Consider the following 12800-nt stretch of genomic DNA (forward strand, 5'->3'; position numbering starts at 1 on the left):
ACTACTTGCCTCGATTGAGTCACTCAGTAGCGGCCGGAGGCCCGCGCTTCTCCGGCGTCTGACCTGGGCTGAATCGTTCAAACCGCTTGGCAGACCAGCGATCTCCCTTAGCCTGTTCCTGCAGCTCGGCCCAGCAACTTGCTCCCCTCGGTTGTCGCCAGCGAGCTGGAGCAGGTCGCCTGCGATGCGATCCGCACTGCCTTTCACCCCACCACGCCGGGCTTCAAGGGGCTGATCGATCGATTCCTTGCCGATCGGGAGCGCATCCTCAAAGGCCCCTACGTGTCGGTGGCGCTGCCCTTCCACCAGGGCTCCGGCCGCGATTGGTTCCCTCAGATACCGCTGCCCTTCCCGCCCTACCGCCACCAGGAGAAAGCCTTCGATCGGCTGCTGCCCGGAACGCCCCGCAACACGCTCGTGGCCACCGGTACGGGCTCAGGCAAAACCGAGTGCTTCCTGCTGCCCGTGCTGGAGCACTGCCGCCTGCAACACGCCCAGGGCCAGCGGGGCATCAAGGCGATCCTCATCTATCCGATGAACGCCCTGGCCACCGACCAGGCGCGTCGCATCGCTGATCTGATCCACACCATTCCCGCCCTGGCTGGGCTCCGCTCTGGTCTCTACATCGGCGCGTCCGACGAAGCCCCCACCGCGGCGATGAGCGCCACCAGCGTGATCACCGACAAGGACGCCCTGCACAAGGCTCCGCCCGACATCCTGCTCACCAACTACAAGCAGCTCGACTACCTGTTGCTACAGCCGCACGTGCAGAGCCTGTGGCAGCACAACGGCAAGCTGTCGGATGGAACCAGCGTTCTTCGCTACCTGGTGGTAGATGAGTTCCACACCTTCGACGGCGCCCAGGGCACTGATCTGGCCTGCCTGATTCGCCGCCTGCGTGATCGCCTCCATTGCCCGGGCGACGAGCTGGTGTGCGTCGGTACTTCCGCCACCCTGGGTGGCCCCGAATCGCGGGGTGCGATGCGCGACTACGCCGGGCAGATCTTCGCCAGCTGCTTCGAACCGGATTCGTTGATTGAGGAGGAACGGCTCAGCCCAGAGGAGTTCTTCACCATCCATACGGCCTTTGGCGAGGAGGGCCTCTTCGCCCTACCTCTGCCTGGACTCGAGGCGATGGAGGCCTTGGATCCTGAACACGCCAGCAGCGCCGACGCCTACATCCAGAAGCAGGCGGAGCTCTGGTTGGCCGACACCCTGCTGGCGCCCCCAGGTGATGACGTAGCCGATGAGGGATGGCGCCTCGCACTGGGGCTGCGTCTTGGCACCCTGCCTGCGGTACACAACCTGGTGCGCCAGGCCGCCACCACCTGTTCCATCGAGGAGCTGCTGGTGCGGTTCTCCCGACAGCTCGGCCTTGGGGATCGCTTTCCCCTGCCCTACAGGGTGCTGCTGCTGGAAAGCCTGCTGGCTTTGCTGGCCCATGCCCGCCGCACCACCGACAAGCTCGATGGCACGCCCGTGGTGGTGCCCTGGCTGAACCTGCGGGTGCAGCTGTGGCTGCGGGAGCTCAAGCGCATGGTGGCTTCGGTGGAGGCTGAGCCCCAGTTGCTCCATTCCGACGACCTGGCCGGCAAGGAAAGCGGCGCCCATCTGCCAGTGGTGCACTGCCGGGACTGTGGTGCCACTGCCTGGAGCTCCACCCTGCTGAACCAAGGCAGCCAGCGCCTCGACCGTGCCGGGAACCTGCGGGCGTTCTACAAGGCCTACTTCTCCGGCCAGAGCGAGGTTCGTTACCTCTTCCCCCAGCAGCCCTTCCAACCTGGCGCCCCTCAGCCTGACGCCTCACCAGAAGCGGCCAGCCTCAAGGTGCTCTGTGCCGACTGCCTCTCGTTCCACGCCCCCAAAGACCTCAAGGACGTTTGCACCAACTGCCAGAGCCGGGAGCTGCTGCTGGTGGACATGCCCGATTGCGGCTACCTCGATGAGAACAACCATCCCCGCATCAGCCGCGACTGCCCCTACTGCAACGCCCAGAAGGGCCTGCTGTTGGTGGGTACCTCGGCCGCCAACCTCACCAGCACCTGGAGCGCCTCACTCTTTGCCTCCTCCTTCAACGGCGACAAGAAGCTGCTGGCCTTCTCTGATTCAGTGCAGGACGCCGCCCATCGCGCCGGCTTCATCGCCGCCCGCGCCTACCGCACCTCCTTCCGCACCGCCCTCACCCACACCCTGCAGGAAACCGGGCCTCTGCCCCTCGACCAGCTGCAGGACCAGCTGATCAGCCACTGGCAGCTTGAACTGCCGAACCCAGTGGACTTCGCCGCCACCTTCTTGCCGGCAGATCTCGAATGGCTGAGGGAGTGGGATGAGCTGCAAAACCAGGACAAACCAGTCCTGGGGGCCGAAAGCTTCCTGGTGCGCACCGTCTGCGAACGCCTGCGCTGGGAGGTGGCCGCTGAATTCGGCTACCGCTCCCGCCTCGGCTCCTCTGTGGAGCAGGCAGGGTCGCTCGCGGCTGGCGTGGATCCAGCCCGCATCCAGGCCCTACTGGCTCCTCTGCTCACCCGCCTGCAGAACGAGGTGGATCCCCTGCGCCATGCCCGGATCGGGCAGTTGCAACAGCTGGTGGTGGGTCTGCTGCATCAGCTGCGCCAACGCGGCGCAATCGCCGTTCCCGAGCTGGTGGGCCTGGATGACAAAGGGTCTGAGTACCTCAGTAGCGGAGCGGAGAACACCTTCAAGTTCAACCAGATCTTTCACACCCCCAAATTCGGTCACTCGTCTACCCGGCCGATCTTCCTCACCAGCCACCGTGGCAAGGGCAGCTTCCAGCAGCTGGTGCGCGAGAAGGGTCACCCCACATGGAGCCAGCACTGGTTGACGCGCACGTTGGAGGCCAGCGCACTCCTCGACGCCGAACAACAGAAGGAAGCCTTGAATGCCGTTGTGGCCGCACTGACCGAAGCCGGCCTGCTGCAGGAGTTTGTTGGAGGCCGCGGAGAACGCATCTGGGCGATTCCGCGCCAGGTGCTGCTGGTCTCTGCCCAGCCCCAGCTGGTGCGCTGTGGGTGCTGCGGCGATGGGCAGAGCGTGCTCACCGAACAGCTCCCTGTCTGGGATGGCTTGTCCTGCCTGGTTCGCCACTGCCCGGGCCACTACCGCCTTGATCCCCGCGCTGGCCTGCCCCTTTACCGCCGCCTCTATGAGCGCGGTGAGGTGCATCGCATCGTGGCCCGCGAGCACACCGGCCTGCTGGCGCGTCCGGATCGTGAGCGGCTCGAAACCCAGTTCATCCGCGGCAAGTACCGCAGCGATCCCAACCTGCTATCCGCCACCTCCACCCTGGAGATGGGCATCAACATCGGTGATCTCTCCACTGTGCTGCTGGCCTCTGTGCCACCGGAACCTGCCAACTATCTCCAGCGCATCGGCCGCGCCGGCCGCCGCGATGGCAATGCCGTGGTCGGCACCATCGTCACCGGCACCGCCCACGACCTTTACTTCTTCACCGATCCCCGCGAGATGCTGCAGGGGCAGGTCAGTCCCCCCGGCTGCTATCTCGACGCCGCCGCCATACTCAAGCGCCAGTTGCTGGCCTACACGATCGATCGCTGGGTGCAGAGCGGCATTACCGCAGAGGCGCTGCCCCGCAAGCTCAAGCCCGTCCTCGATGCAGTCGAGCAGGCCGGCCGGGAATCCACCATCCCCGACGCCTTCCCCTACTCATGGCTGCGCTGGTGCAGCACCGAACAGACGGCCCTGCTTGATCGTTTCCTCGGGTTCTTCGATGAACAGCTGCAGAAGCCCAGCCGTCAGGAACTGAGGGCCTATTTCCTCAGCTCCCCCGACGCTGACGAGTCCGGTGCCTTCGCTGCGGCCTACGCCAGGGGCCTGATCGGGCGGCTCGAGGAGCTGATCTCCGAGCGCAAGCGCCTGCGCAGCGAGGCCACCAAACTCCGTGAGCGCTTCAACAAGCTCGCCGCCATCCCGGATACCTCCCTGCTGGCGCAGCAGCGGGAAGACAAAGACTCGATCCGGCGCGAGCAGATCGCCTACAACCAACTGCGCAAGGATCTTGATGGCCGCCCCCTGCTGGCCATGCTCACCGACGAGGGCTTCCTACCCAACTACGCCTTCCCGGAAGCCGGCGTCACCCTGAAGTCGGTGCTCTGGCGCCGCCTGCCCGCCCGCGGCGGTGTTGCCCGTCGCACTGAGGAGCTGCCAACCCTCAGCTACGAGCGGCCAGCCAACGTGGCCATCCGTGAACTGGTGCCCGATGGCCAGTTCTATGCCCAGGGACGGCGGGTGAAGGTGGATCAGATCGATCCCAACCTCAACAAATCGGAGCGCTGGCGGTTCTGCCCCTCCTGCTCCTTCGCCTGCCGCGAAACCGACGACGACTACAACCGCAAGGAATGCCCCCGCTGCGGCCAGAGCGGCTACGCCGACCATGGCCAGATCAAGGAGATGACCCGCCTGCGCCAGGTGCAGGCCACCACAGAAGACGCCCGCAGCCGCTTTGGGGACGACACCGATGAGCGCAACCCGCTCTTCTTCCACCGCGAACTGCTAATCCTTCCCGATCTGGCCCGACGCGAGATCTCCCTGGTCGTAGACGACGAGGAATTCCCCTTCGGCGCTGAATACCTGGCCAGCACCACCTTCCGCGAGATCAACTTCGGGGAGCTCACCCCTATTGGTGCAACGCACAACATCGCCGGCAAGGGGCTACGGGTGAGGGGCTTCGAGCTCTGCCGCAGCTGCGGCAAGGTGCAGCGCGGTCCTGCCAAGGCCTCCAACCACACCTGGGCTTGTACCTACCGCGAGAAGCCCGACAACGCTCAACTCCGCAATCTCCTGTTCATGTACCGGGAGTTCAGCTCCGAGGCGGTGCGCTTCCTTTTGCCCGGTGCCAGCTTCTGGGATGAGGAGGGCCAGCCCTCCTTCGTGGGTGCGTTGCATCTGGGCCTACGCCATCGCTTCGGCGGGAAGGTGGACCACCTGCGCTCTGCACTTGGGGAAGAACCCCAGCCCGGTAGCCAGCAACGCAAAACCTTCCTCTATCTCTTTGATTCCGTCCCAGGCGGCACGGGCTACGTACGCCAGTTGATGGAGCAGGGCGGCAAGGATCTGCGCGAGGTGTTCCAGGGCTCGCTCGCGGCTCTGCAGGCCTGCCCCTGCAGCGATGGCTGCTACCGCTGCATCTTCATGTACCGCCAGCGCTTTGATCGCGAACGCACGAGCAAACGCCGCGCCCTTGAGCAGCTGCAGGCGATCCTGCGTCGCTGGGGTGACCTCAAGGCCACCGACTGCAGCCTTTCGGAGATCACGATCAACAGCCGGGCCGAAAGCGAACTGGAGCTGAGGTTCCTCGAGGCCCTTCGCACAGGTAAGGGTGCCCCTGATGGCCTGCCGGTTGTGCTCAAGCAGGACGTGATCCATGGCCGCATCGGCTATCTCCTCAAGATCGGCAGCGGGCCGTCGGCCACCACCTGGAAGGTGGAGCAGCAAGTGCCCCTGGGTGAGGGCGAGGGCGTAGCGGAGTTCTCCCGAGCTGACTTCCTGCTCACCCCAACCGCAGGCGGAAAGCCGATCGCCATCTACACCGATGGCTGGGAGTTTCACCGCGGCCGCCTCGCCGATGACGCCCGCCAACGTATGGCCCTGCAGCGCAGCGGCCGTTATCTGGTGTGGTCGCTCAGCTGGACCGACGTGGTTGAGAAGCTTCCCAGCGCCCAGATTCCGCTCGAACCCAATGGATTGGCGGTTGGCGTAGTGCCGGCCTTTGCCACCTGCCCCGAGACCTTCACCGATCGCTGGTGGCCTGAGACTCTGCTCCAGAACCTTTCTCAGCCACCACTGCTGATGCCCCGCGAAGCGCAGGGAGCGAACAGCTTGCAGCTGCTGATGGCCTATCTAGCCAACCCTTCGGAGAGCCTGTGGCAGGGGCTGGCGCAGCTGTTCTGCCTGGCCCAGGGCAGTGCGGCCCCGCTCGACTCCCCTTTAATCCAGGATGCCGTGGCTGAGCTTGCCCTGGCTGAGCACTTGGCCGAGTGGCAAGGCAATGAGCCCGGTCGTCGGCTGGGCCAGTTCCTGGCCATTGCCCCTGGCCTGCGTGCACTGAACCTGCTGGATCAAGCGCGCCATGGCAGCCGGCACCCTGCTGCCAGCTTCCGCACCATCCACTTCGATCCCGAACCCGCCGACTCGGATCAGCAGCAGCAGACCGCCTGGCAGGAGTGGCTACGTCAAGGCAACCTCTTCCAGTTCCTGCCCCACATGCTGCTCATCACCCCCGGCTGGTCCGGAGCGGAACAAACCGCCGCTGTGGATCCCCCCACCGTGTGGGTGGCTGGACTGACAGGAGCGAACGGCAGAGGAGGTGCCGTAGCCAGCAACCCCGAGCTGCAGCGCCAATGGGATCAGGCTCTCGATCTGGCGGAACCTGCATCAAGGCCTGTTCTCGAGAAGCTGCGGGATCTGCTCCTGCAAGAGAAAATCACCTTCCCGGATCTCGGCTACGAGCTGGAGGGAGCGAGGGGAGACGTTGCTGGACCGATGGCCGATCTGGCCTGGCCCCAACAGCGCCTGGCCCTGCTGCTGGAGTCAGGAGACCAACCCGCTTTTGAGGCCGCTGGCTGGCAATGCTGGCTGGCTGAGGACCCACCCGATGAGACGGCCAGCGCATTGCTCGAACGACTCCAGACCTGCCCCGCCCCTCTCCCCCGATGAGCGAACCCCGCATCACCGTTGCCCTTTCCACCGGCTTTCTTAAGGCCCTCAACCAGTTGCCGGAGAAGGCCCGCGGCAAGGTGGCGGCGTTCATCTCGAAGTTTCGGGACAACCCCCGCAGCCCTGGCCTCAACTACGAGCGCATCGAGGGCGGCAAGGACCCAATGATCCGCTCGATCCGGGTCGATCAGGACATCCGCTGCATCCTGCGGGCACCCGAACAGGGGGACACCTACGTTCTGCTCTGGATCGATAAGCACGACGATGCTTACGACTGGGCCCGGCGCAAGACCTGCCACGTCAACCGGGTCTCCGGTGCCCTGCAGATCGTCGATGTGGAGGCGGCCGAAAGCGCCGTGGAGGGTGCGACCGCAGCGGCTTACACCGAAGCCACCACAGCAGCTCTGAGTGCTATTTCCAGCAAGGAAAGTCTGACCAACGCAGAGCTGGCTTCGTTGTTCGCTCATTGCGACGATGACCAGCTCATGCTGCTCGGCGTTCCCGAAGCTCTTCTACCGGCCGTACGTGCTGTCCAGAGCGAGGAGGCCCTGGCGCGGCTGATCGAATGGGTGCCACAGGATTGCGTCGATGGCCTGATCCTGCTGGCCGAGGGAAAGCCAATCGAGGCCGTGATCGAGGAGCTGGAGCGCCAGCGGCCCGCCCACATCGACCCCGAGGATGTGGCCACGGCATTGGCCACACCTGAGAGCCAGGCGGAGTTTCTCGTCATCACCGACGATGACGAGCTGGAGGCCATGCTCTCGGCCCCGCTCGAGCAGTGGCGGGTGTTCCTGCATCCCAGCCAGCGGCGACTAGTGAATCGCGAGTGGAACGGCCCTGTGCGGGTACTCGGTGGAGCCGGCACGGGCAAGACGGTGGTGGCCATGCATCGCGCCCGCTGGCTGGCCAATCGCTTACTCGCCTCTGGTGCCCCGGGCCAGGTGCTGTTCACCACGTTCACCCGCAACCTCGCTACCGACATCCGCAGCAACCTCGCCAAGATCTGCAGCCCGGAAGAGCTCCGGCGCATCGAGGTCATCCACCTTGATGGTTGGGTGATGAACTTTCTCAAGAATCAGGGACTTCAGGTACGGGTCTTCAACGACGAAGCCCGTGATGCCTGCTGGAGTCTCGCCATGGATGTGGCTGACCCCGCCATAGGTCTGGAGGAGCGTTTCTACCGGGAGGAATGGAAGGACGTGGTGCTAGCCAATGGCTGCCGCTCCCGCGACGACTACCTCGTAGCAAGGAGGATTGGCCGCGGCACCCGCTTGAGCAAACAGCAGCGTGCTCAGATCTGGCCGGTGTTTGATGCCCTGCGCGCTGAGTTTCGGCAGCGCGGGCTCTGGGAACCGGAAGAGGCCAAAACCGCAGCAGCGGATCTGCTGCGCAATGCCGACCATGCAGGGCGCTATGTGGCGGTGGTGGTTGATGAGGCCCAGGACCTCGATGTCGCCTCGTTCTCACTGATCCGGGTCTTGGCAGGCGAGCCCCATGCCAACGACCTCTTCATCGTGGGCGATCCCCATCAGCGCATCTACGGCAGACCGATCGTGCTCGGACGCTGCGGCATCGATGTGCGCGGCCGCTCCCGCAAGCTGCGGATCAACTACCGCACCACCGAGGAGACCCGCGCCTGGGCAACTGCTGTGTTGGAGGGGATCGACTTTGATGACCTTGATGGTGGCAACGACCCCAGCAGCGATTACCGCTCGCTGCTCCACGGCGAGAAGCCCGTGCTCAGGGGGTTCGAGGACCCCGCTGATGAACAGCGCTTTCTACGGGACGCCCTCACCCAGCTCTGCGGGGTCGATGGCAACCTTGCCTCCACCTGCGTCACCCTGCGGACCAGGTCAGGCCGAGACCGTGTCGCCCAGGCCCTGGAAAAGGCTGGGTTCTCCGTTCGGCTGATTGAGGCCAATGAAGCCGATGACCCCAGCGATCCGGCCCTGCGCGTCGCCACGATGCATCGCGTCAAAGGGTTGGAATTCGATCAGGTCTTCATCCCCGAGCTCACGGTCGAACAGATGCCCTACCGCGTTGAACTGAACCGACGGCCGGATCAGGTTTCGCGGGAGCTGTTTGAACAGCAGGAGCGGTCGCTTCTCCATGTCGCAGCGACCCGAGCAAAGAAGAGGGTGATCGTGACCTACAGCGGTAAGCCATCGTCCTTTTTGACGCCCGGAGGCTGAGCCACGGGAGCAGAGCTAGCAGCATTCAGGCGAGATCTGCTTCGCCTTCTGGCTCAGGCTGCCCAGGCACCTCCAGACAGATCAGATCCGCCGCCTGACTCGCCTCGCTGAGCATCTGGAACAGCACCCTGGGCGGTTCCTTGAGCAGCTCGATCCAGTGGCCGAGATAGGCGGCATGGCTATCGATCTCGCTGCCGATCACCCAGCAGCACAGCCCCCAGCTCAGCGACCAGCTCAGCGACCAGCTCCTCACGGGCATAGCGCGGCTTCCCGAAGACACCGCTCAGATCCCGCTTCAGGCGGGACTCATGGCCAGTGGAGTGGATCTTCTCATGGGCCCAGGTGACGCCGAACGCCGTCGGTGAGTGGAAGCTGGCGCGATCGGGCAGCTGGATCCGATTGATGGCGGGCAGATAGCAGGCCCGATCACCCCCGAGGCTGACCGGCACCGGTACCTGACGGAGCGAGTGGGATTGCCCCAAAGGTAGGCACTACGTCAATCTGATCACCGGTCGCTGCTGCAGGGCTTCCAAGGCCGAGATTTTGGTTCGGGGTTGACCTAGAGGAGTTGATCCTTGAGTTCTTCGTCCTCATAGGAGAGCAGTGGTTCGCAGATCAGATTCAGTGTTGGCGCAGGTAAGTCAGATCGTTCTCCAGCCCTATTGATTGCAGCAGCGGTTTTGCCAATGCAATCGAGCAATGGGCCGCTGATCGGTGCTAGTTCATGGCAATACGAGGCGATGGTGGTCCAGACGTTTTGTTCGTTGGAAGTCATAGGAAGGATGAGCACAGTTGAGATGCAGAGATCTTTTATGATGGGTGTGTGAGGTGGTTTGGACAGGGGAATACAGCCTGATGGATTGAGCCGTTGAGGGGTCCGATCGCTTTGGCGGTTCTGTGCGTACCGGCATAGATCGGGCTTGGGGGGCCCCACAGGGGCTCTACTGCTGGGAGCGAGGTGACCCCACTTGCTGAGACGAGGGGCAGACAGTTGCTGTCCCCTCCTGCTCGCCCCCTTTTGCTACTCCGGTGTTGAGGAGAAGCTCGGGCGAAAGACCGAAAGAAGCGAATGCCCCCAATGGATTGCTCCACAGGAGATGCCAGCATTAGGAGGCACCGGTGGTCATCGCAGCCCGCTGGTGTGGACAAAACGGGCAAGGAGGTCAGAGACCTTGCCCATTTTTTCGTCTGCTTTCTTCTGATCCCGTCTGTATCCAGCCGCAGGCCCTCAGCTGCGGGTCGCCGCCAGCGCCAGTTCATGCGCCTGGGTGAGGGTGGCGGCGGCTTTACCAAACCACAGCCCCTCCAGGCGTTGACGGGCGGCTTCGATCGGATCTCTCGAGCGGCCAGCGTCATGGGAGAGGTATTCGGTCACCGCCTGATACGCACCCCACATCGAGCCCTGCACGCCGGGGATGTCACTGCCGATGGCCTGGCCGTCGAACTTGGCGGACAGACCCTCCCAGGCGGGAAGATCCTCCAGCCGCCTGGGCCGGCTGGTTGTCGCATCGCCCCGGCGGTCATTGATCGCTCCCCGCAGCTGATCAGCGAACAGGGTCTCGACATAACTGCGGAACTGCTCAGCCGTGCAGGGGGCGGCGGCCATGGCCCGCAGTTCGGCCAGTCCTCCGCTGAATTGCTGCCTCTGCAGGTCGATCAGCTCAGGCAGCCGGCTGATCAAGGCATTGGCATTACGGGTGTGGCGGATGCGGCAGCCCTGCTGGCGCCGGCTACTCGCTGAGGCAAGCCCCAGGGCAGCAGAGAGCGTGTTCTTGCAGACCACACGGATGGGGGAGAAGAACACGGAGAAGGCGATCGTGCCGTCATGGCTCGTGCAGCCGACCAGGTACTGATTCACCGGATCACCAGGGAGCACCTCCCCTTCTGATTGGCGCACCCTTGCGGTGAACGTCACCTTGCGGCCGCCGGCCAGGACGCAGACCGCATCCATGACCGCATCGCTATGGAGGGCCTCGGCGACCCGGATCAACTGTTCGTTTTGCACCACCTCGTAGGTGGCATTCATCACCGAGAGGGTTGTGGCGGTATCGGTCCTTGTAATCGCCTGGTAGCCATCGATGGGCTGCATGTCGGCGTCATAGACGGGGCGGCCGGCGAGCTGGAAGTCGGCGCCACCGAGGCGGAAGGCTTCCCGCGCCGGCAGGGTGCCGTCAAGGACAAGGCCCAGGCGGTGCCAGGCGGGCTGGCTGTTGAGGAAGACACCGGAGTGGAAATCGTGGGACATGAGATTCACAGCTGCGGCGCGGAGGCCGCCAGAGAGGACAAAAAAGCCGGCCTCGCGGGGAGACCGGCAACTGCTGGGGCGGGGCTCACACCCGCCTGCCCGTTTGAACGGATCAGCTGGAGGAGGGGGATGGGTTGAGCAGCCGGAGGCGATCGACCACCAGCCGCAGGCCGCAGTGGTTCCCGCACAGCCGTCCGGAGGCCGACAGCCGCATGCCGGGGGTGGCGTTGTCACTGAGTTCCTGCGCCTGCTTCCCCCAGACCTCGATCAGCACTGAGAAGCCACCGGCGGACTCTTCGTGCCAGCGGGGGGTGACGCCGGGGACCAGCAGGAGCAGCTCGGCGCGGACGGCGCCGCAGTCAAAGCAGGTCAGCTGCACCGGCAGGGGGGCGGTGCCCGTCAGCACGGTGACATTCATGGCCTGTGGGCTCCATTGGGGCAGCAGGTGGGGGAATCGAGGAAGGAGAAGGCGTCATCCAGGTCCTTGTGGCTCGGAGGGGGCAAGCTGGCGGCTTCCCGGCTGAGGGGTCCGGCGCTTTCAGGCTCAGGGGTAGGGGTGACTCGGAGCTGGAGGCCGCTGAGCTCGCCATTGCGATGCCACGCCATCTGGCGGCCCATGCTCTGGAGGAACAGGATTCCGGAGAGGACGTCATCGTCTTGATGGAGGAGGCCGATCGGAGGGAAGACGGAACCATCGGGGCGGCGAATGGTGATCTCGCTGTGGAAATGCATGAAAAAAGCCTGCGCAGCAGGCGGTGGAGGGGATTGAGAGGGAGGCAGGTGATTAACCAGCTGGAGGCGGTGGAGCTGGAGGTGGTGGAGCTGGAGGTGGTGGATCGGCAGGCAGGGACCAGACCGCTTGCTGGAAAGCAGGCACGTCAACGTCAGTGCCCTGGTCCGTTCTCGGGAAAACAGAACCGCAGGGCTTCAGCGGCCTCATCGAATGGCGGGGAGACATCCAGCCAGGGAGAGCGAATGCGGGCAAAGGCAGCGGCCGGGAAGTAGCGCAAGAGGCTGGAGTAGGAGGCACCTCGGAGGTGCTCTGCTGGCAACACCAGAGCGGCGGTGGCGTTGCCGCTGCGGGCACAGCGGAAGCGGACCTTGCAGTAACCGCTCATGGCTTCTCAGCCAACGGGGGAGCCCCAGCAGGCGCCGGGGCCCCAACGGGGGGAGCCACAGCCGGCGCAGCCGTCAGGAGGAAGCGGTAGATAGTGCAGTCACTGGCCAGGCAGTAGCCGGCAGCGTCGTGGAATGCCGTAAAGCCGTACTCCTCATCGGCATCGACGCAGCTGGCGGCTCGGGAGGAGAAGGTCTCCTGCCACCAGGCATCGGCAGCAGCGATCTCGTCATCCTCAAGACCTGAGGGGTCAGCGTTGATGAAGTAGCAGGCCCAATGGGTGGGCAGCAGGTAGCTGACCAAAGAGGGGTGGCGGGCGTCCCGCTTGCTTCTGCTGAGGAAGACGGGCTCGGGGGGGCACAGGGGTGGACCTGGCAGGTAGAGGCTGGAAGCAGGCATGGAATTCACAGCGTCAGAGGGACACAAAAAAGCCCCGCAGGAGGCGGGGCGAACCAATCCAGGCGGACTTGAACCGCCATACAGCGAAGTGCCCCCTGGCAGGGACACAGGGGGGCACTCGCTGCGCCTTGCCTGCTACGCAATGACCTCCAAG

Annotated in this window: 9 protein-coding genes; 2 read left to right on the top strand and 7 right to left on the bottom strand. The window is 64.5% G+C overall.

The features are described from left to right. The first annotated feature begins 138 nt into the window (after positions 1-138). Both ACXMDP_RS07605 and ACXMDP_RS07610 read left to right on the top strand, forming a co-directional pair. Positions 139-6693: a DEAD/DEAH box helicase gene (locus ACXMDP_RS07605; RefSeq protein WP_259729607.1), complete on the top strand. Its 6555-nt coding sequence runs from the start codon at positions 139-141 to the stop codon at positions 6691-6693. Continuing rightward, positions 6690-8885 (top strand): UvrD-helicase domain-containing protein, encoded by a 2196-nt coding sequence (locus tag ACXMDP_RS07610; protein WP_259729606.1) that lies wholly within the window; start codon positions 6690-6692, stop codon positions 8883-8885. The genes ACXMDP_RS07605 and ACXMDP_RS07610 overlap by 4 nt, the downstream gene beginning before the upstream one ends. 25 nt (positions 8886-8910) lie before the next feature. Here ACXMDP_RS07610 and ACXMDP_RS07615 read toward each other — a convergent pair whose 3' ends face one another. From ACXMDP_RS07615 to ACXMDP_RS07645, 7 genes are all read right to left on the bottom strand, one after another. Next, positions 8911-9087 carry a hypothetical protein gene (locus ACXMDP_RS07615; RefSeq protein WP_457767194.1) on the bottom strand — a complete coding sequence of 59 codons (177 nt, stop codon included), beginning with the start codon at positions 9085-9087 and terminating at the stop codon, positions 8911-8913. Next, positions 9065-9334 (bottom strand): zincin-like metallopeptidase domain-containing protein, encoded by a 270-nt coding sequence (locus ACXMDP_RS07620; protein WP_259729605.1) that lies wholly within the window; start codon positions 9332-9334, stop codon positions 9065-9067. The genes ACXMDP_RS07615 and ACXMDP_RS07620 overlap by 23 nt, the downstream gene beginning before the upstream one ends. A gap of 779 nt (positions 9335-10113) precedes the next feature. Then, entirely contained in the window at positions 10114-11130 is a 1017-nt protein-coding gene (locus tag ACXMDP_RS07625) for a DUF932 domain-containing protein (RefSeq protein ID WP_259729604.1), read from the bottom strand. Positions 11131-11242: 112 nt separating this feature from the next. Beyond that, complete coding sequence (locus ACXMDP_RS07630; RefSeq protein WP_259729603.1) at positions 11243-11548, bottom strand: single stranded DNA-binding domain-containing protein; 306 nt, start codon at positions 11546-11548, stop codon at positions 11243-11245. After that, positions 11545-11862, bottom strand: coding sequence for a hypothetical protein (locus ACXMDP_RS07635; protein ID WP_259729602.1), 318 nt, complete (start codon positions 11860-11862; stop codon positions 11545-11547). Before ACXMDP_RS07635 ends, ACXMDP_RS07630 begins: the two co-directional genes overlap by 4 nt. Positions 11863-12014: 152 nt before the next feature. After that, the gene (locus ACXMDP_RS07640; protein ID WP_259729601.1) at positions 12015-12248 is read right to left on the bottom strand and encodes a hypothetical protein; all 234 of its coding nucleotides are present in this window, start codon (positions 12246-12248) and stop codon (positions 12015-12017) included. Beyond that, the gene (locus ACXMDP_RS07645) at positions 12245-12646 is read right to left on the bottom strand and encodes a DUF6926 domain-containing protein (RefSeq protein ID WP_259729600.1); all 402 of its coding nucleotides are present in this window, start codon (positions 12644-12646) and stop codon (positions 12245-12247) included. The genes ACXMDP_RS07640 and ACXMDP_RS07645 overlap by 4 nt, the downstream gene beginning before the upstream one ends. Between the last annotated feature and the right edge of the window lie 154 nt (positions 12647-12800).

The sequence above is a fragment of the Cyanobium sp. ULC065 genome (genome assembly GCF_977927515.1).

Bases quoted from the DNA above. Each gene is read 5' to 3' on its own strand.
- ACXMDP_RS07645 (WP_259729600.1), bottom strand. From the start codon at position 12,646: ATGCCTGCTTCCAGCCTCTACCTGCCAGGTCCACCCCTGTGCCCCCCC.
- ACXMDP_RS07625 (WP_259729604.1), bottom strand. From the start codon at position 11,130: ATGTCCCACGATTTCCACTCCGGTGTCTTCCTCAACAGCCAGCCCGCC.
- ACXMDP_RS07610 (WP_259729606.1), top strand. From the start codon at position 6,690: ATGAGCGAACCCCGCATCACCGTTGCCCTTTCCACCGGCTTTCTTAAG.
- ACXMDP_RS07635 (WP_259729602.1), bottom strand. From the start codon at position 11,862: ATGCATTTCCACAGCGAGATCACCATTCGCCGCCCCGATGGTTCCGTC.
- ACXMDP_RS07630 (WP_259729603.1), bottom strand. From the start codon at position 11,548: ATGAATGTCACCGTGCTGACGGGCACCGCCCCCCTGCCGGTGCAGCTG.
- ACXMDP_RS07640 (WP_259729601.1), bottom strand. From the start codon at position 12,248: ATGAGCGGTTACTGCAAGGTCCGCTTCCGCTGTGCCCGCAGCGGCAAC.